Source organism: Mesorhizobium sp. M1006 (assembly GCF_040318825.1).
GTDB lineage: Bacteria > Pseudomonadota > Alphaproteobacteria > Rhizobiales > Rhizobiaceae > Mesorhizobium.
Map to the genome: position 1 here is coordinate 166,411 of NZ_JAMYMZ010000004.1, position 24,786 is coordinate 191,196.

23 protein-coding genes, 1 tRNA gene and 2 pseudogenes are annotated in these 24,786 nt (G+C 63.1%); 14 read left to right on the forward strand and 12 right to left on the reverse strand.

Annotated features, from left to right (window positions below):
* The first annotated feature begins 27 nt into the window (after positions 1-27).
* Together NKH60_RS05455 and NKH60_RS05460 are read left to right on the forward strand one after the other, a co-directional pair.
* Entirely contained in the window at positions 28-696 is a 669-nt protein-coding gene (locus NKH60_RS05455; RefSeq protein ID WP_352469555.1) for a DUF1007 family protein, read from the forward strand.
* Positions 693-1,838 carry a nickel/cobalt transporter gene (locus NKH60_RS05460; RefSeq protein ID WP_352871450.1) on the forward strand — a complete coding sequence of 382 codons (1,146 nt, stop codon included), beginning with the start codon at positions 693-695 and terminating at the stop codon, positions 1,836-1,838. The genes NKH60_RS05455 and NKH60_RS05460 overlap by 4 nt, the downstream gene beginning before the upstream one ends.
* A gap of 25 nt (positions 1,839-1,863) precedes the next feature.
* Here the strand turns inward: NKH60_RS05460 and denD are convergent, their stop codons facing one another.
* The 4 genes from denD to NKH60_RS05480 form a co-directional block, all read right to left on the reverse strand.
* Complete coding sequence (denD, locus tag NKH60_RS05465) at positions 1,864-2,841, reverse strand: D-erythronate dehydrogenase (protein ID WP_352682541.1); 978 nt, start codon at positions 2,839-2,841, stop codon at positions 1,864-1,866.
* A 1-nt stretch (position 2,842) separates the two neighbouring features.
* The gene (locus NKH60_RS05470) at positions 2,843-3,049 is read right to left on the reverse strand and encodes a hypothetical protein (RefSeq protein ID WP_352539338.1); all 207 of its coding nucleotides are present in this window, start codon (positions 3,047-3,049) and stop codon (positions 2,843-2,845) included.
* A 62-nt stretch (positions 3,050-3,111) separates the two neighbouring features.
* Complete coding sequence (locus NKH60_RS05475) at positions 3,112-4,095, reverse strand: cation diffusion facilitator family transporter (RefSeq protein ID WP_352682539.1); 984 nt, start codon at positions 4,093-4,095, stop codon at positions 3,112-3,114.
* A 113-nt stretch (positions 4,096-4,208) separates the two neighbouring features.
* Positions 4,209-4,895 (reverse strand): GNAT family N-acetyltransferase, encoded by a 687-nt coding sequence (locus NKH60_RS05480; protein WP_352469551.1) that lies wholly within the window; start codon positions 4,893-4,895, stop codon positions 4,209-4,211.
* Positions 4,896-4,978: 83 nt separating this feature from the next.
* Between NKH60_RS05480 and NKH60_RS05485 the strand changes: the two genes are divergently transcribed.
* Positions 4,979-6,163, forward strand: coding sequence for a pyridoxal phosphate-dependent aminotransferase (locus tag NKH60_RS05485; protein ID WP_352568120.1), 1,185 nt, complete (start codon positions 4,979-4,981; stop codon positions 6,161-6,163).
* Between the two features lie 22 nt (positions 6,164-6,185).
* Positions 6,186-6,566, forward strand: a complete 381-nt coding sequence (locus NKH60_RS05490) for a YciI family protein (protein ID WP_352837050.1) — start codon at positions 6,186-6,188, stop codon at positions 6,564-6,566.
* On the opposite strand, the pseudogene NKH60_RS05495 reads toward NKH60_RS05490, so the two are convergent.
* The 4 genes and pseudogenes from NKH60_RS05495 to NKH60_RS05510 all read right to left on the reverse strand — a co-directional run.
* A pseudogene (locus tag NKH60_RS05495) lies at positions 6,563-6,870 on the reverse strand (transposase); the annotation flags it as partial. The gene NKH60_RS05490 and the pseudogene NKH60_RS05495 sit on opposite strands and share 4 nt — an antisense overlap.
* Positions 6,871-6,895: 25 nt before the next feature.
* Positions 6,896-7,348: a hypothetical protein gene (locus NKH60_RS05500; RefSeq protein WP_352448203.1), complete on the reverse strand. Its 453-nt coding sequence runs from the start codon at positions 7,346-7,348 to the stop codon at positions 6,896-6,898.
* 191 nt (positions 7,349-7,539) lie between these two features.
* The gene (locus NKH60_RS05505) at positions 7,540-8,295 is read right to left on the reverse strand and encodes an SDR family oxidoreductase (protein ID WP_352469547.1); all 756 of its coding nucleotides are present in this window, start codon (positions 8,293-8,295) and stop codon (positions 7,540-7,542) included.
* Positions 8,296-8,516: 221 nt separating this feature from the next.
* Positions 8,517-9,263, reverse strand: a complete 747-nt coding sequence (locus NKH60_RS05510; RefSeq protein ID WP_352488764.1) for a tellurite resistance TerB family protein — start codon at positions 9,261-9,263, stop codon at positions 8,517-8,519.
* A 276-nt stretch (positions 9,264-9,539) separates the two neighbouring features.
* Here NKH60_RS05510 and NKH60_RS05515 point away from each other — a divergent pair, with 276 nt between their 5' ends.
* On the forward strand, positions 9,540-9,899 hold the full coding sequence (locus NKH60_RS05515) for a YybH family protein (protein WP_352539344.1): 360 nt from the start codon (positions 9,540-9,542) through the stop codon (positions 9,897-9,899).
* Between the two features lie 22 nt (positions 9,900-9,921).
* Here the strand turns inward: NKH60_RS05515 and trhO are convergent.
* A pseudogene (trhO, locus tag NKH60_RS05520) lies at positions 9,922-10,841 on the reverse strand (oxygen-dependent tRNA uridine(34) hydroxylase TrhO).
* Between the two features lie 169 nt (positions 10,842-11,010).
* On the opposite strand from trhO, the gene NKH60_RS05525 reads away from it, so the two are divergent.
* Positions 11,011-11,649, forward strand: a complete 639-nt coding sequence (locus tag NKH60_RS05525) for a 2-dehydro-3-deoxy-phosphogluconate aldolase (RefSeq protein ID WP_352469543.1) — start codon at positions 11,011-11,013, stop codon at positions 11,647-11,649.
* A gap of 43 nt (positions 11,650-11,692) precedes the next feature.
* On the opposite strand, the gene NKH60_RS05530 is transcribed toward NKH60_RS05525, so the two are convergent.
* The 3 genes from NKH60_RS05530 to NKH60_RS05540 form a co-directional block, all read right to left on the reverse strand.
* Positions 11,693-11,766: transfer RNA gene (locus NKH60_RS05530), tRNA-Gln, on the reverse strand.
* Positions 11,767-11,847: 81 nt separating this feature from the next.
* Positions 11,848-13,701 (reverse strand): peptidoglycan L,D-endopeptidase MepK, encoded by a 1,854-nt coding sequence (gene mepK / locus NKH60_RS05535; protein ID WP_352832439.1) that lies wholly within the window; start codon positions 13,699-13,701, stop codon positions 11,848-11,850.
* Between the two features lie 359 nt (positions 13,702-14,060).
* On the reverse strand, positions 14,061-15,623 hold the full coding sequence (locus tag NKH60_RS05540) for a sigma-54-dependent transcriptional regulator (RefSeq protein WP_352832442.1): 1,563 nt from the start codon (positions 15,621-15,623) through the stop codon (positions 14,061-14,063).
* Positions 15,624-15,775: 152 nt separating this feature from the next.
* Between NKH60_RS05540 and NKH60_RS05545 the strand changes: the two genes are divergently transcribed.
* The 8 genes from NKH60_RS05545 (at position 15,776) to NKH60_RS05580 (ending at position 24,767) form a co-directional block, all read left to right on the forward strand.
* A complete protein-coding gene (locus tag NKH60_RS05545) occupies positions 15,776-17,611 on the forward strand; it encodes a M3 family oligoendopeptidase (RefSeq protein WP_352832444.1) in 1,836 nt (611 codons plus the stop codon).
* 390 nt (positions 17,612-18,001) lie between these two features.
* Positions 18,002-18,799 (forward strand): helix-hairpin-helix domain-containing protein, encoded by a 798-nt coding sequence (locus NKH60_RS05550; RefSeq protein WP_352871411.1) that lies wholly within the window; start codon positions 18,002-18,004, stop codon positions 18,797-18,799.
* Between the two features lie 157 nt (positions 18,800-18,956).
* Entirely contained in the window at positions 18,957-20,108 is a 1,152-nt protein-coding gene (locus NKH60_RS05555; protein ID WP_352539351.1) for an aminodeoxychorismate synthase component I, read from the forward strand.
* Positions 20,057-20,719: an aminotransferase class IV family protein gene (locus NKH60_RS05560; RefSeq protein ID WP_352469537.1), complete on the forward strand. Its 663-nt coding sequence runs from the start codon at positions 20,057-20,059 to the stop codon at positions 20,717-20,719. Before NKH60_RS05555 ends, NKH60_RS05560 begins: the two co-directional genes overlap by 52 nt.
* Positions 20,720-20,736: 17 nt before the next feature.
* The gene (locus NKH60_RS05565; RefSeq protein ID WP_352469536.1) at positions 20,737-21,024 is read left to right on the forward strand and encodes a YciI family protein; all 288 of its coding nucleotides are present in this window, start codon (positions 20,737-20,739) and stop codon (positions 21,022-21,024) included.
* On the forward strand, positions 21,021-21,977 hold the full coding sequence (locus tag NKH60_RS05570) for a heme-dependent oxidative N-demethylase family protein (RefSeq protein ID WP_352832449.1): 957 nt from the start codon (positions 21,021-21,023) through the stop codon (positions 21,975-21,977). Before NKH60_RS05565 ends, NKH60_RS05570 begins: the two co-directional genes overlap by 4 nt.
* A complete protein-coding gene (locus NKH60_RS05575) occupies positions 21,961-23,199 on the forward strand; it encodes a hypothetical protein (RefSeq protein WP_352832451.1) in 1,239 nt (412 codons plus the stop codon). The genes NKH60_RS05570 and NKH60_RS05575 overlap by 17 nt, the downstream gene beginning before the upstream one ends.
* Before the next feature lie 122 nt (positions 23,200-23,321).
* Complete coding sequence (locus NKH60_RS05580) at positions 23,322-24,767, forward strand: homospermidine synthase (RefSeq protein ID WP_352742062.1); 1,446 nt, start codon at positions 23,322-23,324, stop codon at positions 24,765-24,767.
* The last annotated feature ends 19 nt before the right edge of the window (positions 24,768-24,786 follow it).

The following is a 24,786-nucleotide window of genomic DNA, read 5'->3' on the forward strand; positions in this document are numbered from 1 at the left end:
CCGAAGTCGATTGAATCGCGACCGAGAATGCACCTGAAACGGCAAGCAATCATGCTGGCTTCGGCCTTGACCGCGACGTTTGCCGCCGTCGGACCGGCTGAGGTGCATCCCCACGTCTTCGCCGAAGCCCGCCTCGAAGTGGTCCTCGGCCCGGATCACCAAACTGTGAAGGCATTGCGCCATGTCTGGCGCTTCGACGATTTGTTTTCGAGCACGGTGATGATGGAGTTCGACAAGAATTCCGACCTGAAACTCGACGACAAGGAGCTGAAGGATGTCGCCGACACCGTCCATGCCTCGCTTGCCGAATTCAACTATTTCCAGCTCGTCACCGTCGACGGCAAGGACGTGGCAATGACCCCGCCGCCGCATTTGATGGCCAATTTCGACAATGACCAGTTGATCATCCTGTTTGAATCTGAACCGAAGGTACCGATCAAACTGAGCGGCAAGATAGATATCGGCGTCTACGACCCGACCTTCTACACCGCGATCGATTTCACCGAGGATGCCAATCTGCAGGTCGATGGGTTGCCGCCGACCTGCACCAGCAAGGTTGTCCGCCCGAACCCGGACGAGGCGATCGCCCAGAACCAGAAGACCCTGACCGAGGCCTTCTTCAATGATCCGACAGGCACCGACATGAGCAAGATCTTTGCCACCAAACTTGAACTGACCTGTCAGCCGGAAGGATAGATCCAGTGACCAAACCGTCCCTGCGTTTGGCATTCGATCTTCTGGCCGTCGCCTTTGTGATGACGCACTTTCTCGGCTCCGCCCACGCCCAGAGTTCACTCGGCATCGGCACCAATGACGGCATGGCTCCAACCGCCACCGGCCCGTTCGCCCACATCCTGATGTGGATCAATCTGCGCCAGCAGGAATTCTATCATGCGCTTGCCGGCGCGATGAAGGCGATGCGCCAGGACGGCAGCAAGTTGTGGCTGCTCATCGGCCTGTCCTTTGCCTATGGCATTTTCCACGCCGCCGGCCCCGGTCACGGCAAGGCGGTGATCTCTTCCTACATGGTGGCCAATGAAGTGGCGCTCCGGCGCGGCATCATGCTGTCCTTCGTCTCGGCCCTGCTGCAGGCGCTGACCGCGATCGTGGTGATGCTGGTCGCCTATTTCTTGCTGCGCGGCACTGCTGTCTCGATGACAGACGCCGCATGGTTCCTCGAAATCATGAGCTATGTCTTCGTCACTCTGTTCGGCGCCTGGCTGCTGTGGCGCAAGGCCGGCCCGGCCATCCTTCGCGTGTTCGGCGCAAATCCGGGCTACAGCCTCTCGGCTGCCCATGCCGGCCATTCACATGCCGGCCATTCACATTCCGCGCATGCCCATGCGGCACATTCCCACGCGCTTGATGCGCATGACCACCACGATCATGCGCATGACCACGGCGCCCACGACCACGCCCATGCTGCGCACGATCACCACAGCCATGCGGCGGGCGAGGTCTGCGAGACCTGCGGGCACTCGCATGCGCCCGACCCGGCGCTGCTTTCCGGTGATCGCTTCGATTGGCGCACGGCCTGGTCGGCTGTCGCTGCCGTCGGCATCCGCCCCTGTTCCGGCGCGCTGATCGTGCTGAGCTTCGCCCTGCTGAACGGGCTATGGTTCGGCGGCATCCTGTCGGTGCTGGCCATGGCCCTCGGCACCGCAATCACCGTCTCGGCTCTGGCGACTCTTGCGGTGACCGCGAAGAACTGGGCGGTGTATTTCGCCGGCGACGGCCGCATGGGCAACCGCATCCATTCCTTCGTCGAGATCGGCGGCGCCGCCTTCGTCTTCCTGTTCGGCCTGCTGCTGCTTTCGGCCAGCCTGACTGGCGCCTGACCTCGTTGCGTCCGATCGGGGCGCTTTAACTAGGGATATTGCCGCCCAACTCGTCTTCGATATGGACGCGGATGATCTCGTCGAAGCTCGTTTCGGCGGCAAAGCCAAGCTCCCTCGAGCGCCGCGCCTCGAAGCGCGTCGGCCAGCCCTTGACGATCGCCCAGATCGTCTCGTCGGGCTCCTCGCGGATCAGTTTCACCGCCTTGGCGCCGGCGACCCGTTCCAGCGCTTCGATCTGTTCGCCGACGCTGACGGCGACGCCCGGCATCGTCAGGTTGCGGCGTGGGCCGACGGCGGTACCGTCGATCTGAGCCGCATGGATCAGGAAATTCACCGCCGAACGCGGGCTGGCGTGTGTGTGTATGACCGAGCGCGGCACCGGCAGGATCGCTTCATGGCCGCTCAGCGGCTCGCGGATGATACCGGAGAAGAACCCTGAGGCCGCCTTGTTCGGCTTTCCCGGCCTGACGCAGATGGTCGGCAGCCTGATACCGATGCCGTCGAAGAAACCGCGGCGCGTATAGTCGGCAAGCAGCGCCTCGCCGATCAGCTTCTGCGTGCCGTAGGAGGTCAGCGGCGTCGGGTGGAACTCGTCCGGAATGATGTCGGGAAACGGTGCGCCGAACACGGCGATCGACGAGGTGAAGACGACGCGTGGCGTATAGGCGGCCAAGCGGATGGCATCGAACAGCGCCCTGGTGCCGTCGAGATTGACGCGATAGCCGAGATCGAAATTGGCCTCCGCCTCACCCGACACCACGCCGGCGAGATGGAAGATCACGTCGGGGCGCGGCGCGACCAGATTTGCGGTCGCTCCCGGTGCGGCAAGGTCGCCGGTGTGGAGGGTAATGCTGACACCTTCGAGCACCGGCGCTTGCGGCGGCACGATATCGTGAAGATCGAGCGCGGCGATCTTGCGGCCGCCGAGCGTCCCGTCCTTGGCCAACCTGGCGATGAGTTTGCGGCCGACCATGCCTGCCGCGCCGGTAATCAGAATGCGCATGTCACTTTCCCTTTTTGCGCTGGCTGCGGCTACGCAGCCAGAACACGACGAAGATTGCCACCATGAAGATCGCCGCGACGACACCGGCAAGCACCGTCGAGACCCTGCCGACCGCCAGCATCACTGTTGGAAGATAATAGGCTGCGATGCCGAACAGCAGCAAAACCCAAGCGGCGCCGATTGCCGCATTGCGGGTGTCGCGGTCCATCACGCGGCGCCAGGGTGGCGAGAGTTCATGTCGATCGTTGCCAATGCCCAGAACTCCCGAAGTCAGTGATAATGGCCGCGGTGCGGTGCCGCATCATGCGCGTGATCGTGCTCGTCATCATGCTCATGGCTGTCGGCACATCGGCCGAATTCCGGTTCGACCGTGGCATGGGCTATGCCATGTTCCGCCGCAAGCCGCTTCTTGATCGCGCTGACCGCCATATGCGCGTCGACGCCGTCATTGAGGCAGGCATGCAACGTCGCCATGTTGCTGGAACCGTCGATCGACCAGACATGCATGTGATGCACCTCGCGCACGCCCTTGATTGTCGCCTCGATGTCCCTGGCGATCAGGTCGCGGTCGAGGCTTGCCGGCACGCCTTCGAGCAGGACGTGGGCGGCTTCGCGCATCAGCGACCAGGCCGTGGACAGGATCAGCAGCGCGACAAGCACCGACAGGATCGGATCGATGGGCGTCCAGCCCGTCGCCAGGATCACCAGCGCCGCCACGATCGCCGCGGCCGAGCCGAGCAGGTCGCCGAGCACATGCAGGATGGCGCCGCGCATGTTCAGGCTGCCGCGGTCGCCGCCATGCAGCACGAAGAAAGAGCCGATATTGATCGCAAGGCCGGCGATGGCAACGACCAGCATCGGCCCGCCGAGCACGGGCTCAGGCGTCAGCAAACGCCCCCAGGCCTCGTAGACGATCCACAGCGCAATGGCGAAGATGGCGATGCCGTTGGTATAGGCGACCAGTGTCTTGACCCGGCCGAAACCATAGGTGAGGCGCACGGTTGCCGGCCGGCCCGCGAGATGGAAGGCATACCAGGCAAGGCCGAGCGCAATGCAATCGGCAAGCATGTGGCCGGCATCCGCCAGCAGCGCCAGCGATCCCGTCAAGAGACCGCCAAGCGTTTCGACGACCATGAAGCCGGCGGTCAGGCAGGCCGCGATCAGCACGCGCTTCTTGTCGGTCGAGCCGTGCACATGCCCGGCACCGTGACTGTGGTCGTGGCCCTGCGAAGCGTGGTCGTGGGTATGCGCCATCTATAGCCCCTGCTAGAGCCTGATCCATCCCGGCAGACTCGGGATGGAGGCTCTGTCTTCTTGTTTGACCATGATCTTATCCGAAAACCGGCGTCCACTTTTCGGGATCATGGTCAGGCGCCGAACTCAGCGCGAAAATCCTCGAGCCGCCGCCTTTGCTGGCCATCGCTGTCGAAATTAGCCGGATCGAGCCACGCCTCATAGGCTCTGCGCAGATCTGGCCATTCCCTGTCGATGATCGAATACCACGCGGTATCGCGGTTTTCGCCCTTGACCACAAGATGCTGACGGAAAATGCCCTCGAACTTGAAGCCGAAACGTTCCGCCGCGCGCTTCGACGGCTCGTTGCGGTTGTTGCATTTCCATTCGTAGCGGCGGTAGCCAAGCTCGTCGAAGACGTACTTCATGAACAGGAACTGCGCTTCCGTCGCCGCCGGCTTTCGCGAGATCAGCGGACCCCAATATATGTTGCCGATCTCGATGACGCCGTAGGCGGCGTCGATGCGCATCAGCGTCTGGCGCCCGGCAACCTTGCCGCTGGCCTTGTCGATGACCGTGAAGAACAGCGGGTCCTCGCTGGCTTCTGCCTTGTCCAGCCACGGCTGGAAGGCGGCACGGCTCTCCGGCGGGTAGTCTGGCAGCCAGGCGAAGCGATCGCCGGCATCGGCCACCGACGAGGCCTCGAACAAACCGTCACCGTGTTTTTCGGCGTTAAGCGGCTCCAGCCTGACAGTTCGCCCCTCCAGCACCTTGCGTTCGGGCCGCGGGCGCGGTTGCCAATTCTTGAGATTTTCCGACACCGAAAACTCCAATCCGTTTGACTTTTGCGGGCGGACGCTCACAAAAACGCACGCTCGCTGAAAGAACCACACGGACGGGAAAAATGCTCCACACGATTTCGGCCTTCGACCGCCTCGGCGAGGAAAATGCGTTCGCGGTGCTGGCGCGTGCCACGGCACTTGCCCATCAGGGCCGCGACATTGTCAATCTCGGCATCGGCCAGCCCGACTTCAAGACGCCGCAGCACATCGTCGAGGCCGCGATCAAGGCGCTGCGCGACGGCCATCACGGCTATACGCCGGCCAACGGCCTGCTGGCGACGCGCGAAGCGGTGGTACGCCGCACGCTGGCCACCACCGGCGTCGAAGTCTCGCCGGAAGCGGTGATGATCCTGCCCGGCGGCAAGCCGACCATGTTCGCGGCGATCCTGATGTTCGGCGAGCCGGGCGCCGAAATCCTCTATCCCGATCCCGGCTTTCCGATCTACCGCTCGATGATCGAGTTCACCGGTGCTGCCCCCATCCCGGTGCCGATGCGCGAGGAGAACGGCTTTGCCTTTTCGGCCGCGGAAACACTGGCGCTGATCACGCCGAAGACCAGGCTGCTGATCCTCAACTCGCCCGCCAACCCGACCGGCGGCGTCACCCCCCGCGCCGAGATCGAGAAGCTGGTCAAGGGCCTGGAAGCGCACCCGGACGTCGCCATCCTCTCCGACGAGATCTACGACGTGATGACCTATGACGGCGAGACGCACTGTTCGCTGCTCGCCTTCCCCGAAATCCGTGATCGGCTGATCGTGCTCAACGGCTGGTCGAAGACCTGGGCGATGACCGGCTGGCGCATGGGCTGGTCGATCTGGCCGAACGGCGACAAGGGCGCGCATCTCTATGACAAGGTGCGCAAGCTGGCGGTCAATTGCTGGTCCTGCGTCAACGCGCCGAGCCAGTATGCCGGCATTGCCGCCATCGACGGCCCGCAGGACGATGTCGACAAGATGATGCGCGCCTTCGACCGCCGCAGGAAGGTCGTGGTCGAAGGGTTGAATGCCTTGCCCGGCGTTTCCTGCATTACGCCGAAAGGCGCCTTCTATGCCTTCCCCAATGTTTCCAAGACCGGCTGGAAGGCCAAGAAGCTCGCCTCGGCGCTGCTCGAGGATGCCGGCGTGGCGCTGATCGGCGGCCCCGATTTCGGCATTCTCGGCGAAGGCTATGTCAGGCTGTCCTACGCCAATTCCGAGGAGAACATCCTGCGCGCGCTGGAGCGGATCGAGGCGTTCCTGGCGAAGTGAGGACGACGAAAGGAGAAGCCAGATGTTCTATGCCATTCTTGCCTATCACGAGGAAGAAGCGATTACGGCACTGACGCCTGAGCAGGATGCGGCGCTGATGACCGATCTTCTCCAGATCAACGATCGGCTCTACCGGCAAGGCACCCTTGGGCCGGCGGCCCGGCTCGGCGCGACACAAGACGCCTGCACCTTGCGCGGGCCAGGCACCGGAATGGTTATCGACGGCCCTTTCGCCGAGACCAAGGAACAATTGCTGGGGCTCTATGTCGTCGACTGCGCCAGCCGTGACGCCGCCATCGACATTGCGCGCGACCTTCGCCGCGTCAATCCGACAGCCGTCTACGAAATCCGCCCGATTTCGCTCTATCTTCCCGGCGTGCCGCTTCCGGTCACCCGGCCCTAGGACGTAGACTCATAGCTACGTGGCCAGATGCGGATTGCGACCAGTTTTAGGGCGGCAAGAAAGTTCTCAGCCAGCTTGTCGTAGCGCGTCGCGATGCGACGGAACTGTTTGGCTTTGTTGAAGAAGCGCTCGATCAGGTTACGGGCTTTGTATAGGAAGGGCTGAAGCAGATCGGGGCCTTGCGATAGGCTTTGGGCGGGATATTGGCCCAAGTGTTCTGGTCGGTGATGGCAGTGCGCAATGCGTTGGCATCGTAGCCCTTGTCGGCGAGCAGCATCGCACCTTCAGGCAAATCTTTGATCAAGTCCGCTGCGGAGGCAGACATTTGGCTATGAAAGTGCCGTCCAGACCACACTCTCAAGATCGGGAGAGTAGCGGGCGATGATAGCCTCTTGATCATTTTCCTGCGTAAGAATTATCTGCTTCCCAGTAGCGTCACCGAGCAATCGCATAAAGCGGTCAAGCTTCTCAACCTCGGTTTTTCCGCTGACTTGCCTTGGATCGAAGTCGAACTCAATTTCGACAGCGCTGAAGAAGTGACATGCAAGCTGGATTGGCCCGACGTAAAAAGACAGTAAGCTGCCTGTTTCGCTTTCCAGGGCCGCTTCGACGCCCAATGGCATCGACTCGATCTTGCCGGAGACACTGAAACTAGCAGGCGGGGTCCATTCGAGGAGGATGTCCCAGACGACCTGCCAATCTGCCTCAGACGTGTTCAGAACGTAGATGTCTCGCCAGGAGCCGTCCCAAGCGAAATCCGATGCTATCTGTTCCCAATTCATGCATGAACCATTCTCTATGACTGCAATTCAAGCATGACATGTGCCATGACCGCTTTCCACAAATCCCAAGCCCGCTTTCCACCTATCCCGGTCATTCCGCATTTATGAGTTTACGGCCTAGTCTAGTGCATGTCGCCCAAAGTGCGCAGCGGTTTTGGGACAACGACATGTATACAACCTGGACCGGTTGCCTACCCTCGCCCGACAAACGGCATCTTCGTCGCCATCACGGTCATGAACAGCACGTTCGCGTCGAGCGGCAGGCTGGCCATATGGAGGACGGCATCGGCGACGCGCTCGACATCCATCACCGCTTCGGCGGCAATGGTGCCGTTGGCTTGCGGCACGCCGACCGTCATCGCCTGCGCCATGTCGGTCAGCGCGTTGCCGATGTCGATCTGGCCGCAAGCAATGTCGAAGGGCCTGCCGTCCAGCGCCAGCGTCCTGGTCAGCCCGGTGATGGCGTGCTTGGTCGCCGTATAGGGCACCGAGCCCGGCCGTGGCGCATAGGCCGATACCGAGCCGTTGTTGATGATGCGGCCGCCCATCGGCTGCTGCCTGCGCATGGCGCCGAACGCGGCGCGAGCACACAGGAACGAGCCGGTGAGATTGACCCCGACGATGTCGTTCCACACGTCGACCGGGATGTCGTCGATCAATGTCGATTTGTAGCTCGTGCCGGCATTGTTGAAGAGCAGGTCGACGCGCCCGAAAGCCGCAGCCACCGTCTCGAACAGATCGTCGACCTGATCGGCCTTGCTGATGTCGCAGGCGAAGGCCAATGCCTTGGCCTGCGTCGGCCCGGCCGCGGCAATCGCATCCTCCAGCACCGGCTTGCGGCGACCGCAGAAGACCGTATTCCAGCCGGCCTTGAGCAGCGCCGTGGCGACGCTTTTGCCGATGCCCGTGCCGGCGCCGGTGACGATGGCGGTTTTATAGTCGGTCATGGCTGTACTCCCTGAAAGGGATGAGGCATCGCAAATGACGGGAACCATGGCAAGCCGGCCCAAAGCCTGTGCTCACAAAAAGGGCGGCCGTTGGCGACCGCCCCTGATCCGAACCGGGCATGGGAGGAGGAAAACCGATCCGACTGACTGAAATCATGCGCTCACCGGATTAACGAGAAGCTAACGCCAACGGCGCCGAGCTCCGAGGCTTCCTCTTCGAGCTACCAGCGCGAGCCTGCGACCGGCTTGGCCGTGCTGCCCGCTGCCGGCACCTTCGCCGCCGTCACCGTCGCCTCGACATGGTCGACCAGCGCATCCGGCAGGCCGAGACGGCCGGCAAGCAGGTCGAGATAGCCGCGTTCGGCCCGCGTGTCCGGATCGATGGCAAGACGCGAGGCGGTGTAGAGTTCCAGCTTTTGCGCATCGGTCTTGGCCCCGGCGATCAGCACATCCAGATCGAGCGGCGCCTCCAGTTCCGACATCAGGAATTTCTCCGCTTCGGCGCCGACGCCGGCGAGGCTGAGCTTGCCGGCGATCTTCTGCCGCTCTTCGTCATCGACGTGACCGTCGGCCTTCGCCGCCGAGATCATCGCCCTGACCAGCGTCAGCGTGAATTCGTCTTCGCCCTGCGGCGCTTGCGACGGATGGAAGGCGGTATCGGCCGGCGGCGGCAGCAATTCCGGTTCGCCTGCAGCTTGCGTCTCGGCCGGCGCGTTGCCGTTCTTGTAGTTCTGGTAGGCCTTGTAGGCGAGGCCGCCGATCGCAGCCAACCCACCAAGCTTCACCGCCGCACCGGTGACCTGGCGGCCTGGGCCGGTTCCGAGCAGCACCGCGGCCAGCGCGCCGGCGGCAAGCGGATTGTCCTTGGCCATCTGCACCGCCTGCCCCGCCTTGTCGCGGACAGTCGATCCGGTGCCGGGAACTTGCGAGCCGAGCAGATCGTCGAGGAGCTTCTTGGGATCGAACATCAATGCCTCCAGAATTGGCCCGGCCGAAGGTGCGCGGGCAGGTTTGCACGTCGAAGACCTAGGTCCCGCAGTTTGACATTACAATGACGCGGCGCATCCTTTTGCCCGCTGCCACGCATGACTTCGCACCGACATCTGCTGGGATTTCACGCGGAAATTATAATGCTGCAGCCTCCATCCGCGTCAAAAAACGCGCGACGCTCTGGACATCGGACGTGTCGAAACCGCCCCCGACTTCGACTAATGTCGCGGCATGTCGCTTGAGAGGAGCCTGGCATGACCGATGAGACAGACCGCCAGCCGGCACGCGACCCCCAGGAACTGGAGCGCCTGTTGATTTCACGGCAATGGGTCGGAGACATTGACGGCATGGCCGCGCTTTTCGAGCAGCATGCCGTCATCGACAGCGGTGGCGGACAGCTGACGTTCGGCCGCGAAGCCATCCGGGGGCTGTTCGCGGAGATCACCGCAACCGGCCGAAAATTTCAGTCCGGAGATCAGCGCCCGGCTGTCGTCAATGGCGACCTGGCGCTGACCTCGACCCGGCTTCCTGACGGCACCATCACCACCGAGGTCGCGCGCCGGCAGAACGACGGGACATGGCTGTGGGTCATCGATCGTTTCTCTGTTGCTTAACGTAAAGTTGCTTAACGTGAAGCTAACTTCCGATGTGGCGGTCGCCGCGCGCTTGCGCCAGCTCGACCTGGCGCTGGCGCTCGGCGTAGCGGGCGCGATCTTCGTCCGAGCGGGCATCGAAGCAATGCGGGCATGAAACGCCGGTGGCATATTGCGGCGACAGCCGGTCTTCCGCGGCTAGCGGATGCCGGCAGGCGCGGCAGAGTTCGGCCTCGCCTTCGACCAGCCCGTGCGATACCGAAACGCGCTCGTCGAAGACGAAGCATTCGCCTTGCCAGAGGCTCTGTTCGGCGGCACGTCCTCGAGATATTTCAGAATGCCGCCCTTGAGGTGGAACACATCCTCCAAACCGAGCGACTTCACATAGGCTGTCGCTTTCTCGCAGCGAATGCCGCCGGTGCAGAACATGGCGACCTTGCGCCCGTCGAGCTCGTGCCGATGCTGCTCGACCCAGGCCGGGAATTCGCGGAAGCTGTTGGTGGCGGGATCGACAGCGCCCTTGAAGGTGCCGAGCGACACCTCGTAGGCATTGCGCGTGTCGATGACGATGGTGCCCGTATCCGAGATCAGTGCATTCCAGTCGGCCGGCGCGACATAGGTGCCTGCACCTGCCGCCGGATCGATATTCTCCACGCCCATGGTGACGATCTCGCGCTTCAACCGCACCTTCATGCGGTGGAACGGCATCGTTGCGGCGCTGCTGTATTTGATCTCGAGGCCGGCGAGACCGTCGATGGATTCGAGATGATCGATGAGCGCGGCGATTGCCGTTTCACTGCCGGCGACCGTGGCGTTGATGCCCTCACGCGCCAACAGCAGCGTGCCTTTGATGCCGCGTGCGTAGCAGAAGGCGGCGAGCGGCGCGCGCAGCGCCTCGAAGGTGTCGAGCCGGGCGAAGCGGTAAAGCGCGGCAACGCGGAAGGCTTGGCTGGGAAGTGTCATCACCAAGCCACTAGACGCTCACGACAGCCGGATCAAGGCAGAGCCGGGAGCGGTCTGATCGCGGAAGGTTTCGAACACCACGCGTGACATCGCGACACGCCGCGTTTCGTGGACAGAAAAACCTCCTTCTGCTAACCGGTCGACTTGATCAACAGAGGAGAGACGACGAATGCCCAGCACGACCGAAAAGCTCCTGTCGCTCCTCAACGGCCAGCCGGTCATACCGGTGCTGAAGATCGCCAATCCCGCCGACGCGGTGCCGCTGGCCCGGGCGCTGGCCCGCGGCGGCCTGCCGGCGATCGAGATCACGCTGCGCACCGCCGACGCGCTGGAGGCGATCCGCCGGGTGGCGGGCGAGGTTGAAGACGCCGTCGTCGGCGCCGGCACCATCCTGGACGCCCGCCAGTTCGGCGAGGCGGCGGCCGCCGGTTCGAAGTTCATCGTCAGCCCCGGCATCACCCGCGAGCTTCTCGCGGCAGCCAAGGACAGCGACGTGCCGTTGCTGCCCGGCGCCATCACGCCGGGAGAGGTCATGGCCGCCCGCGAAGCCGGCCTGCGCTTTCTGAAATTCTTCCCGGCCGAACAGTCGGGCGGCATCGCTTCGCTCAAGGCTTTCGCCTCGCCGCTTGCCGACGTGAAATTCTGCCCGACCGGCGGTATCACCGGCAAGAATGCCGCGGACTACCTCAGCCTGCCCAACGTCATCTGCGTCGGCGGTTCCTGGGTGGCGCCGGACGATCTGGTCAAGGCCGGCAAATGGGACGAGATCGAAGCCTTGGCGCGCGCGGCAAGCAAGCTCGGGCGCTAGCATCTTCTGCATCAAAAGCCGCCGCCGATCTGGTTCGCCGGGCTGGTTCCCGCTCATGGGCTCGAACCACGATTCACGCCTTCAAAGGGCGCTGTCCTACCATTAGACGAAGCGGGAGAATGCCGACCAGTGGTTAGCATCCCTGGATGAAGGAAGCCAGTGCCGGCGGTGGAGGCCGCGCGAGGTGCCCAGCGCGGCCTACTCGGTCTTGAAGCGGGCAACCGACATGAACTTGACGGCTTTGCCGGTGAACCGGTTTGCGTCGGCCATCTCGTTGCCCGGCTGGAAGCCTATCGTATAGACCTCGCTCGGTGCCGTACGGACGAAGTCGTAGGCGTAGCGCGGCGCCGTTGTCGCATCTGAAACAGTTGCGACATACTCACCGCTGTGCAGCGCCCACCGGGCGGCCTGCGGCGCGGCGGCGACCACCACCGGCTTGGGGCCGGGCTTCAGGTCGCGGGCGGTGGCCCTGGGTTCCTTGCGTGTGGTCTTCACGCCTGCACCGATGACGGCGGCCGGATCGGAGCCGGCCGGGCGGGCAACGATGGCCTCGCGCGGCGATGCCCCGTCGCTCGATGCCCCGTCGTCGCTCGCCGGTTCCTCGAACACCGATGCTTGCTCGGAAAGCGACGCGACCTTGTATTCGTCGGTCGCGCTGACCCTTTCCAGAACGGCCTTGACCTCGTCGGGCTGGGAACTGTCGGGCCGCGCCGACGGCAACACCGAGAATGCGTCGGTGGCGGTGTTGCTCCGCTCGGCCGCACTCGCCAGCGCCAGCAACACTTGCTTGTCCTGCGGCGCAAGACTAGCAGGCGAAAGATCGGCCGGCAGCGAATGATCGGGCCGCCAGCTCGGCACGGGAATGTTGTTTGCAGCGACCTGCACCGGGCCGGCCGCAGCAGACGGGTCTGCTATGCCGAACGGAACATTTGCCGGCGCCACACTTGCCGGCGCTTGCGCGGTCGCCACCGCCTGTTCAGTCGATCCAGCCGCATCCGCCACGCCGAACGGAACGTTCTCAGGCGGCTGGCCGCCGACGTCCGTCTTCGGGCGCGGAGCAAAATCCGGCAGCGGGATGCTGCGGGCAGGCAATGCCGCGATGATCGTCTCCGGCGTGTCGTTCTCCGGTTCAGGCGCAGGCGCCGGAGCATCGGCGACTTCCGGAATCTGAGCGCGCTTGGCATCCTGAGGCGCGACGATGGCAATGCCAGGCAGGTTGCTGCTCTTGGCGGACGGCGCCGGCTTCACGTTACGGGGCTTTGGCGCCGGCTCGGCCATCGCCACGTCGGCGCTGTCGTCCGCCTCGTCGTCGCCACCGCCGAAGAGGGCTGCCAAGAACCCACGGGATTTTTTGGCACCGCCGCTTGCGCTGGCGAGTTCGATGGCCGGCGCGCCGGCCCCCTTGCGGGCTTTGTAGGAGGCGAGCGCCTGTTGATAGCCAGGCAGCGGCTTGCCGTCGCTCGGCACATGCAGCGTCTTGCCGTTGGGGAACACGCGCGCCAGTTCCTGGCGGCTGATGCCGGGCCAGTGGCGTACATTGCCGACATCCATATGCACGAAGGGCGAGCCGGAGCTGGGATAGTAGCCGACGCCGCCGCCCTGCATCCTGAGGCCGACGTCGCGCAGCTTCTTCAGCGGCACGCCGGGAATATAGAAATCCATCGCCCTGCCGAGCATGTGCTGGCTTTTTTCGGCGACGCCCCTGCTGCGGCTGCGCAGCATCGAATTCGTGGCCGGCGAACGATAGCCGCAGACGACCTGTATGTAGTCGGTGGCGCCGCTCTCCCGATAGGCCTCCCAGACCAGGTCCAGCAGGCGCGGATCCATCTTGGTCGGCTCGTTGCGACGCCAGTCGCGCAGGATGATGTTGATCTTTCGCAAGCCCGCCTGGTCGTAGCGGCCGTTGCGCTTGTAGACGATCTCCGCCTTTTCATGCGTGTGGAGATGATAGAGCTTCAGCGAACGTGTCTCGGCGCTGGCGCCGGTTGCCGCCGCTGCAAGGAACCCGACGGCAACAATCACCGCTGCCAGCCATCTCGGCCAGACGCTCATGTGATAATGCCGCCCGTTTTCGTGTCGTTCGATTCTGTTCAAATCAAAAGGCCTTGCAGGCTGCCGTTTTGTCCCCGGATTTGACCAAACGGATGCGTGGTGTGTGCATCCGAATATCGATCCTAATGGTTAATCATCGCTTATTGAAGCCGAAATGCGGTAACACGGTGGCGATATCCCGCCAAAAATATTGCGCAGGATATCTTGGTAAACCGCTGGTTTAGATCATGTTTTGGCGCCAGCTCGAAACACGATCTGTTACCGTCCGCCTTAATACGTGAACACTGTGGCGAACACATCATTTCGAGGCGCAGTTGCGTGGGATGATGCCCGGATGAGAACCGGCTTGGCCCTGTGACTCAGGAAGCGAGCCGTTCGACGCGGCCGGTTTCCGGGTCGATGCCGTATTCCTTGAGCTTGCGGTAGAGCGTCGACCGGCCGATGCCGAGGCGGCGGGCGACTTCGCTCATCTGGCCGTTATAGTGATCGATGGCGAGCTTGATCATTTCGAGTTCGACGTCGGCCAGCGCACGCACATTGCCGCGCTCGTCGAGCGCCCGCAGCGTGCCGAAACGAGGCCTGGCCGGTGCATCGGGCTCGGCCGCGGCGACGCCGACGGCGGCCGGGACGTTATCACGCGGCTGGCTGCCCGAAGCCACTCCAGAAGCTGGCCACCCTGAAGCTGGCCCCACTGAATTGGGCAAGGCGATACCCGCATCGAGATTGACCGTGCCCTCGACCTGCGCCCGGATCTGCGGGAACTCTTCTTCAGTCAGCATGTCGCCGTCGGCAAGCACCGAAGCCCGGAAGACGGCATTTTCGAGCTGCCTTATGTTGCCCGGCCAGTCATAGGCCTGCAGCATGGCAAGCGCCGCAGCCGAGATGCCCCGCAGGCGGTGGCGCGGATCGGCGGGCGCCACCTTCTCCATGAAGTGCTCGACCAGATAGGGGATGTCGCCGCGACGGTCGCGTAATGGCGGCACGAAGATCGGATAGACGTTCAGCCGGTAGAACAGGTCCTCGCGGAACTTTCCGTCCTTGACCTGCTGCAGCAGGTTGCGATGGGTTGCCGAGATCAGCCTGATGTCGACCCTGACGGTCGAGCGCCCGCCAACCCGATCGACCTCGCCGTCCTGTACGGCGCGCAACAGCTTGACCTGCACGTCGAGCGGCAGGTCGCCGATCTCGTCAAGGAACAGCGTGCCGGTGTGCGCTTCGACGAACTTGCCGGTATGTTTTTCGGTGGCGCCGGTGAACGAGCCCTTCTCGTGCCCGAACAGGATCGATTCGACCAGATTGTCGGGGATGGCGCCGCAATTGACGGTGACGAAGGGTTTCGAGCGGCGGTCGCCGCTGCCCTGGATGGCGCGCGCCACCAGTTCCTTGCCGACGCCGGATTCACCTTCGATCAGGATCGGAATGTTGGACGCCGCCGCCTTGCTGCCGAGCCGGATCACCCGATCCATCGCCGGACTGTGGGTGATCATGTCCTTGAACGTCAGATGGCCGCCGCGCTGCCGTGACGAGCGCTTCACTTCGCCTTCGAGCGCTTCGACCTTGAGGGCGTTGCCGATCGACGCCTGCAGCCTGTCGGGAGAGGCCGGCTTGACGACGAAGTCGAAGGCACCGTGACGCATTGCCGAAACGACGGTTTCGATGCCGCCCTGCGCGGTCTGCACGATGACGGGAATGTGGATGCCACGCTCGCGCATCGCCTTCAGCACGCCGATGCCATCGAGGCCCGGCATCATCAGGTCGAGGATGATCACCGACACGTCGCGCGCATTGGGTCCGTCGACGAGATCGAGACCGGCCTCGCCGCCATCGGCGACGATCGCGGTGTGGCCGAATTTCGTCACCGCCGCCTCGAGCAGCCTGCGCTGCACGGGATCGTCATCGACTATGAGTATGGAAGCTGCCATGACTGATCCGACCGTGCCCGCCCGAGAATGCGCCCTATGGATCATCTTGGCACAGGGTTCTAAATAAGCTTTCAAAAAACCCGGTGAATGAATTCCTTAGGATTTGACCGGCTTCTCGTTTCCTCGAATTTTTGTGTCTGGAAGGATCGGCAATGCGCATGGTTTTTGCTCGAAAGCTGGCGGCGGCGCCCGGTCAGGGCGTGGCGGAGCTTGGCGACCTGCCGGAATGGAATCTGGCCGATCTCTATTCGGGCATGGAGGCGCCCGAGTTGAAGCGCGACATCGCCAAGGCCGCCGCCGATGCCATCGCCTTCGAGAGCCGTTGGAAAGGCACGCTCGCCGCCGAGGCCGGGCGTGGCGGCGCCGGCAGGCTTGGCGAGGCGCTTCAGGTCTATGAAGTGCTGGAGGAGCTGATCGGCCGCATCGTCTCCTATGCCGGGCTTGTCTATGCCGGCAACACGTCGGATCCGCAGCGCGCCAAGCTCTATGGCGACATCCAGGAAAAGATGACCGATGCCAGCGCGCACCTGCTGTTTTTCGCGCTCGAGCTGAATCTCATCGACGATGGTGCGATCGAAACCGCACTCGCCGCCGATACGGCCTTCGCCCATTACCGGCCCTGGGTGCTCGATCTGCGCAAGGATAAGCCCTATCAGCTCGAAGACCGCATAGAGCAGCTCTTCCATGAAAAATCGATCACCGGGCGCGGGGCCTGGAACCGCCTGTTCGACGAGACGATGACCGATTTGCGCTTCGACGTCGACGGCGAGGAGCTGACGCTGGAGCCGGCGCTCAATCGCCTGCAGGACGCAGACAGCGAGGTGCGCCGCCGGGCGTCCGAGGCGCTGGCCACGACCTTCCGCAAGAATTTGCGCGTCTTTACGCTGGTCACCAACACGCTGGCCAAGGACAAGGAGATCTCCGACCGCTGGCGCGGCTTCGAGGACATTGCCGATTCCCGCCATCTCGCCAATCGCGTCGAACGCAGCGTGGTGGATGCGCTCGCCGCCGCGGTTCGCGACGCCTATCCACGCCTGTCGCATCGCTATTACGCGATGAAGGCGCGCTGGCTCGGCATGGAGGTGATGAACCACTGGGACCGCAATGCGCCATTGCCCGAGACCCCACAGGCGGTCATCGGCTGGGACGAGGCCAAGAACACCGTGCTTTCCGCCTACCAGCGCTTTTCGCCCGACATGGCGGAGATCGCCAGAACTTTCTTCGACCGCAACTGGATCGATGCACCGGTGAGACCCGGCAAGTCGCCTGGCGCCTTCGCCCATCCGACCGTGCCTTCGGCGCATCCCTATGTGCTGCTCAACTACATGGGCAAGCCGCGCGATGTGATGACGCTGGCGCACGAACTCGGCCACGGCGTGCACCAGGTGCTGGCCGGCGGCCAGGGCGCCCTGATGGCATCGACGCCGCTGACGCTGGCCGAAACCGCATCGGTGTTTGGCGAAATGCTGACCTTCCGCTCGCTGCTCGAGCAGACCACCGACAAGCGCGAACGCAAGGCCATGCTCGCCCAGAAGGTCGAGGACATGATCAACACGGTCGTGCGCCAGATCGCCTTCTACGAGTTCGAGCGCAAGGTGCATGCCGAGCGCAGGAGCGGCGAACTGACCTCCGACAAGCTCGGCCAGTTCTGGTTGGAAGTGCAGGCGGAAAGCCTCGGGCCGGCGATCAAGCTGCGCGAAGGGTACGAGGTTTTCTGGACCTATATCCCGCACTTCATCCACTCGCCTTTCTACGTCTATGCCTACGCATTCGGCGATTGCCTGGTGAACTCGCTCTACGCGGTCTACCAGAACGCCGAGCGCGGCTTTCAGGAGAAATATTTTGCCATGCTGCGCGCCGGCGGCACCAAGCATCATTCCGAGCTTCTAGCGCCGTTCGGCCTCGACGCGGCCGACCCTGCCTTCTGGCAGATCGGGCTTGGCGTGATCAGCGGACTGATCGACGAGCTGGAAACACTGGACAAGTGATGCGCAACACTGGGCGATGCGCAACACCGGATGACCGGGTTTTCCAGAACAGTTTAGCAGCAACGCATATTGGCGATGGTCTATTCTTGTCTTGGTTATTTGTTCTTAAATAACTTTCCATGGAAGTTTTCCGTTAGATTCCCGTAAGCTGTATGATAGCGTCCGCCCTCAAGCTCAGCCGGGCACGAATGGATCCGGTCGGAAAATCCCGACCGGCCATGGCGTGTCGGCGGATGCGACAACGGTTGTTGGCCAGGGGCAAACCGGTCGCCGACAGCTCGATCGAAGCCGGCTGTTCTGCAAATTGCGGAACCACCATCGAATGGTCCTTCGCCGAGGTCATGGCTCTACAGGCCAGGGCGGACGGATCGGACTGGAGAGAGAAAGACAATGGGCACTTTTTTCTACATGCTCCTGGCGTTCCTGGTAGGTGTGTTGGTTGGCTGGTTCATTTGGGGACGCCTGCGTGGCGAACTCGACAGTTTGCGCGGCGATCTAGACCGCACGCGCAGCGAACGCGACAGATTGCGGGCCGATAGCGACCGTCTGACCGGTGAGTTGGATGCATGCGGCCGCGCCCGCGCCGATCTCGAACGCCGGCTGGGCGAGGCGAAAACCACCCAGGCGCCAACCGCGAAGGCGGCAACAGTCAAGGCGCCAGCCGCCAATGCCGGTGCGACCAAGGCGGCGATGCAGGCGCCGTCAACCCTGATTTCGACATCCGCACCAGCCAAACCGGCGCCGAAGAAATCTGCAACGGCGAAGGCCGCGACCGCGCCACGCGCAAGTGCCGCGAAAACGGCAACGCCGAAACCGCCTGCATCGAAAGCGAGCGTCGCGCCGACGGCAAGCAAGGCTGCGCCGGCGGCAAGCAAGGCCGCGCCGGCGGCAAAGAAAGCCGCGACCGGCAAGGCAACAGCTATTGCCCCAGGCAAAGCCAACGACCTGCGTCGCCTGATCGGCATCGGCCCGACCAACGAGCGGCTGCTCAAAGGGCTTGGGGTCACGACCTATGCCCAGATCGCCGCCTGGACACCCGACGATGTCAAGCGGATCGAGGCGACGTTGAATTTCGACGGCCGCATCGAACGTGAACGCTGGATCGAGCAGGCGAAACTGCTTGCCGCCGGCGACGAAAAGGAATTTGCGCGCCGCTTCCCGACCGCGGGAGAAGCCAGCAACACCTGATCCATCGCAAGGCGGCATCGGGAACAAGGCGGCGCTCTCGGGCGCCGCTTTTGTTTTTGCCCGCCGCGCCTTTGCGTCTTGAGACGCCGTTCCCTCGATTGCGCACGGTCGAGCCCCCATATAGATCGATCGCTGGTGACCGCAGCATCCGAGCCTTATGTCCCTGCCCCTGCCCTTTGCAATTTTCAGGAACGACGAGACCGCGCGGCAGCTCGTTTTCGACCGGCCGGCCGAGATAATCGCAGCGCATGGCGAGGCGGATTTTTTACCGGCGCTGGAAGCCGCGCAGGCTGCACATGACGGCGGCAAATGGCTGGCCGGTTATTTCTCCTACGAGGCCGGTTACCTGCTCGAACCCAAGCTCGTTCCGCTGCTGCCGGCCGGCCGCCGCGCCCCGCTTTTTTGCCTCGGCGTGTTCGATGCGCCGGTCGAGCAGACGGTCGCGCCAGGCGATCCGCCGGCCAGCAACGGCCCAATCTTCGACGCCAAGGCAGCCTGGTCTTCGGACGACTACGCCAAACGCTTTGCCAGGCTGCATGACCACATCCGCAAGGGCGACTGCTACCAGGGCAATCTGACCTTTCCGGTCCATGCGCAGTGGTCGGGCGACCCGCTGGTCGCCTTCAACGCGCTGACCGAACGCCAGCCGGTGAAGTATGGGGCGCTGGTCGCGCTCGGCGATCCGATCGTCTTGTCGCGTTCGCCCGAACTGTTCTTCGAGGTGGACGCGGAAGGCATGATCGAGACGCATCCGATGAAGGGCACCGCGCCGCGCGGCGCAACAAAAGCCGAGGACGATCGCCTGAAAGCGTTCTTGCGCAACGACGAGAAGAACCAGGCCGAGAACCGGATGATCGTCGATCTCCTGCGCAACGACATCTCACTGATCAGCGAGGTTGGCACGCTCGATGTGCCGGAGCTTTTCCGCATCGAGAGCTACCCGACCGTCCACCAGATGGTGAGCCGCGTGCGGGCGAAACTCTTGCCCGGCCTCGCCATCCATCAGATTTTCGCCGCGCTGTTCCCCTGCGGCTCGATTACCGGCGCACCGAAGATCCGCGCCATGGAGATCCTGCGCGAGCTGGAAAGTGGCCCGCGCGATGTCTATTGCGGCGCCATAGGCTGGATCGCGCCCGGCGGCCGGATGCGCTTTTCGGTGGCGATCCGCACCATCTCGCTCTTTGCCAATGGCGAGGCGGTCTACAATGTCGGCGGTGGCGTCGTCTTCGATTCGACAGCCGAAGAGGAGTACCAGGAGTGTCTGCTGAAAGCCCGTTTCGCGACGGGAACACTGCCGATTTCGAACTGATCGAAACAATGCGCTGGGAACCCGGCTCGGGTTTCCTCCGTTTCGACCGCCATCTCGCGCGGCTTTACGGCTCGGCAAGCGAACTCGGTTTCGCCTGCGATCCGACAAGGGTCGGCGAAGCGCTGATGAATGCGGTCGGCCACCAACAGATCGCGTTGCGCACCCGCCTCGTCCTGTCGCGCAAGGGCGAAATGGCGGTGTCGGTGCAGCCCTACGAGCCGCTCGCCGCAGACAAGGTCTGGACCCTGCAGCTGGCGCGCGTGCGGCTTGATTCGAGCGATATGCTGCTGCGCCACAAGACCAGCCGCCGACAAACCTATACGCGCGCGCGCGCCGAATATCTCGCCGGGCGCGCCGACGAGGTGCTGCTCGCCAATGAGCGCGGCGAAATCTGCGAGGGCACGATCACTAATGTCTTTGCCGATTTCGGCGACGGCGTGCTGGCCACGCCGCGGCTCGATTGCGGCCTGCTGCCTGGCGTCCTGCGCGGCGAACTGCTGGATCAAGGCCGCGCCGGTGAAGCGGTCTACACGTGGAACGAACTGAAATCGGCCAAGGCGCTGTTCGTCGGCAACTCGCTGCGCGGATTGATCCCGGCGCGGCTGGGCTGAAGCATCTGGAGACAACAATGTTCGTGGTTTCGCTGAACTACAAGGTGCCGCTGACCGAGATCGACCGCCTGCAGCAAGCGCATGTCGAGTGGCTGAAGGCCTGCTATGCGCAAGGTATCTTTGTCGCCTCCGGGCCAAAGCGGCCAAGGACCGGCGGCATCATCATCGCGCGTGGTCCACGCGAAGTGCTCGAAGCCAGACTGGCGGACGATCCCTTCGCCAAGGCAGGTGCCGCCGATTACGAAATCACCGAATTCACGGCGAGAATGGCCGCCGCCGCACTGGAAGCCTACAAAGAGGCATGAGCTTCCGCCCGCCGACCCACACACCCTATGACGGCTCGTCGAAACTGTTCACCATCGGGCTGAAGCCGCTCAATCTCGATAGCTGGATCGAGGTCGACGAATATCTGGTGCCCTATCTTGCCGAGAAACGCCGGCTTTATGCGGAAATTCCCGGCAAGGTTTTTGTCGAGGAGCAAACAACGCGCGACGCTCAGCGCGAAGTGCTCGATCTGCTCGGTGCGCATCTGGCGGCGAACTTTCCTGAGACCCACAGGCGTACCGACAATGCGATCGAGGTGATCGGCGGCATCGACAATCTCGAGGGCTCAGGCACCTCAGCTTCTTTCAGCGATGCGCCGCTTGTCGCGGCCTCGTTGCTCGTCCAGGAGGATTTGATCCTGATGCGTCGCGACGAGAGCGGCTGGCGTCTGGCGGCCGGCTCGCTCTGCTTCCCGTCGTCATGGTCGCTGATCGAAAAATTCGGCAAGCCGCTGCAGCAGATCCACGCGCCGGTACCGGGTTTCGGCCCGGGCACACGCCCGGCCGATCTCATCAACCGCATGTTCGACGGCCTCCAGGGCCAAGCCGTCGAGCGCTACAACTGGTCGATCCAGGCGGGCGACGCGCTCTACCATCCGCTCTCCAACCTCGAACGCATCGACCGCGCCAGCAGTCGCCCGTCGAGATTCCCGGATGGCGACATCGACGCCCATGCCTTTATCCGCGTCGAGCGGCAGACGCTGAGAAAGCTCCCCGTTTCGGGCGACGTACTCTTCACCATCCGCATCCATCTCGACCCGCTCGCCGTGCTGGAACGCCACCCCGACCGCGCGGCGCTCGCGGCGTCCTTGGCCGAACAACTTCTGGCGCTGGACGAGGCACAACTCGACTACAAGGGGATGACCGCCGACCGTGACCGGCTGGTGGGAACACTGAAAATGATCGCTGGGGGGAACAATGATCCAGCATCTTAGCAGGCCGGTCACGTTAATGGCCGCGATCCTGGTACTGTCGACAGCAGCCGAGGCGGAGCCGGTGACTTATGCCGGCAAGCTTGGAAAGGCCGATATCGTCGTCGAATTCACCGGCGACCCCGTGGCGCCCGGCGGCCCGCTGGCCGGCCGCTATTTCTACCGCTCGAAGGGCGTTGACATCCCGCTGCAGGCCCGGTCTCAAAGGGGCAGCAAGTTCGAACTGGCCGAGGAGGAGGCATGCGGCACCGACAATTGCGATGACGGAAAGGCCGCGCCGATTGCCGCCGTGTGGCGCCTGGCCTCATCCAGTAACGGCAAGACCCTTGAAGGCAGCTGGAACGGAAAGAAGGCGCTGCCGCTCAGATTGGAACGGGTCGCAAGTCGGCAAGTGACCGGGAACGAGCCCAGCACCCCGCTCGATCTCTACGATTTCAGCTTCATGAAGTTCTTCGCCAATGACACGCCGCTCACTATGGAAACGTCCCCTTATGACTATCTGCGGATGGACACTCAGCTCGATAACGGCAAGACGACTGGTTGGCCGGACGCAACCTACCGCTATGTCGTCGACCCCCGCACCAGGTTTGCCACGCCGCGCATTGTCGAACTGTCCGGCGACGTTCCGATCGAGGCCGCGAATGCTCTGCTGCAAGAGAGGCACTGGCGCGCAAACATCGGCGCACTGGGCTGCGTGGCGGCGCAATATGCCGGTTTCAACGAAGGCGGGCCAATTGACGGTATGAACGGCGGCACGCTCGGCGGCTATGAGGACAGCACATTCGAAGTGACGTCGCTGACTCCGCGGCTGATGAGCTGGCGGGAGTCCGGCAGCATCTTCTGCGGCGGAGCGCATCCGACCAACTATTCGGACGCCTACATCATGGATGTGCGGCGCGGCGTCCTGCTTGGCCTTCAGGACATTTTCTCGGATACGGTGGATGGCAAGCCCGGTCCTTCCCTGGCCTCCTTCGTCAAGCAGCGGCGCAAGAAACCGATCGATCAGACCGATATCGATCACGAAGCCGAATGCGGCATTGACGATCTCATCGGCGAATATCTAGCGGTCAGCCTCTGGCGTGAGGGCGACAAGCAGGTTCTGGTTTTCGGGCTCCAGACCCTGCCGCATGCCATCCAGGCCTGCGCCGACGATCTGCTGGAACTGCCGGTCTCCGAGGCACGTGACCTCTTCAAGCCTGCATTCGCAAGACTAGTCGAGCCGTAGCCGGGATGGCGCGGCGTGAGGCCGGCCGTCCGCTTTTCGCTTTATTGTGACAATGATCTATGGTTTGTCGCGCCGCGGCCAAGCCGCTGTTCCGAAGCGTTTTTTGAGGGAGTAATCGATAAATGGCGAATGAAAACTGGCCCGTTTACGGTGAGATCACCGGCCCTGTAGTGATGATCGGCTTCGGCTCGATCGGACGGGGAACGCTGCCGCTGATCGAGCGCCATTTCAAATTCGACAAGTCGCGCATGACGGTCATCGACCCGCGCGACACCGACCGTAAATTGCTCGACGAGCGCGGCATCACTTTCATGCAGGATGCGGTGACCAAAAACAACTACAAGAAGCTGCTGACACCACTTTTGACCAATGGCGGCGGCCAGGGCTTTTGCGTCAACCTGTCGGTCGACACTTCCTCGCTTGAGCTGATGAAGCTCTGCCGCAAGCTTGGCGTCCTCTATATCGACACGGTGGTCGAACCCTGGCTCGGCTTTTATTTCGACGAGAAGGCCGACAACGCCTCACGCACCAACTATGCGCTGCGCGAGACCGTACGTACTGAAATCGCGAAGAACCCGGGCGGCACCACGGCGATCTCGTGCTGCGGCGCCAATCCGGGCATGGTCTCGTGGTTCGTCAAGCAGGCACTGGTCAATCTCGCCACAGATCTTGGGCTCGATTTCTCGGAACCCGCGCAGCACGATCGCGAAGGCTGGGCCAGGCTGATGAAGAAGGCCGGCGTCAAGGGCATCCATATCGCCGAGCGCGACACCCAGCGCACCAAGAAGCCCAAGCCGATGAACGTGTTCTGGAACACCTGGTCGGTCGAAGGCTTCATTTCGGAAGGGCTGCAGCCGGCCGAGCTCGGCTGGGGCACGCATGAGGCGTGGATGCCGAAGAACGCCAAAAGCCACAAGAACGGTTCGAAGGCCGCGATCTATCTGGAGCAGCCCGGCGCCAATACACGCGTGCGCACGTGGTGTCCGACGCCCGGCCCGCAATACGGTTTCCTGGTGACACACAACGAAGCGATCTCGATTGCCGATTTTTTCACGCTGCGCGGCAAGAAGGGCAAGGTGCAATACCGGCCGACCTGCCATTACGCCTATCATCCCTGCAACGACGCAGTGCTGTCGCTGCACGAGATGTTCGGTGTCGCCGGCAAGGCTCAGCCCGTGCATCACGTGCTCGACGAAAATGAACTGGTCGATGGCGTCGACGAACTCGGCGTGCTGCTCTACGGCCACGCCAAGAACGCCTACTGGTACGGCTCGCAGCTGTCGCTGGCCGAGGCGCGCAAGCTGGCGCCCTATCAGAACGCCACCGGCATGCAGGTCACGTCGGCGGTGCTGGCCGGCATGGTCTGGGCGCTGGAAAATCCCGAGGCCGGCATCGTCGAGGCCGACGAGATGGATTACAAGCGCTGCCTCGACGTGCAGGGCCCCTATCTCGGGCCGGTCAGGAGCTATTATACCGACTGGACACCGCTCGACAATCGGCCTGGTCTGTTTCCCGAGGATCTCGATACCAAAGACCCGTGGCAATTCCGCAACATCCTCGTTCGATAGCAGCGTTGCCTCGACACTC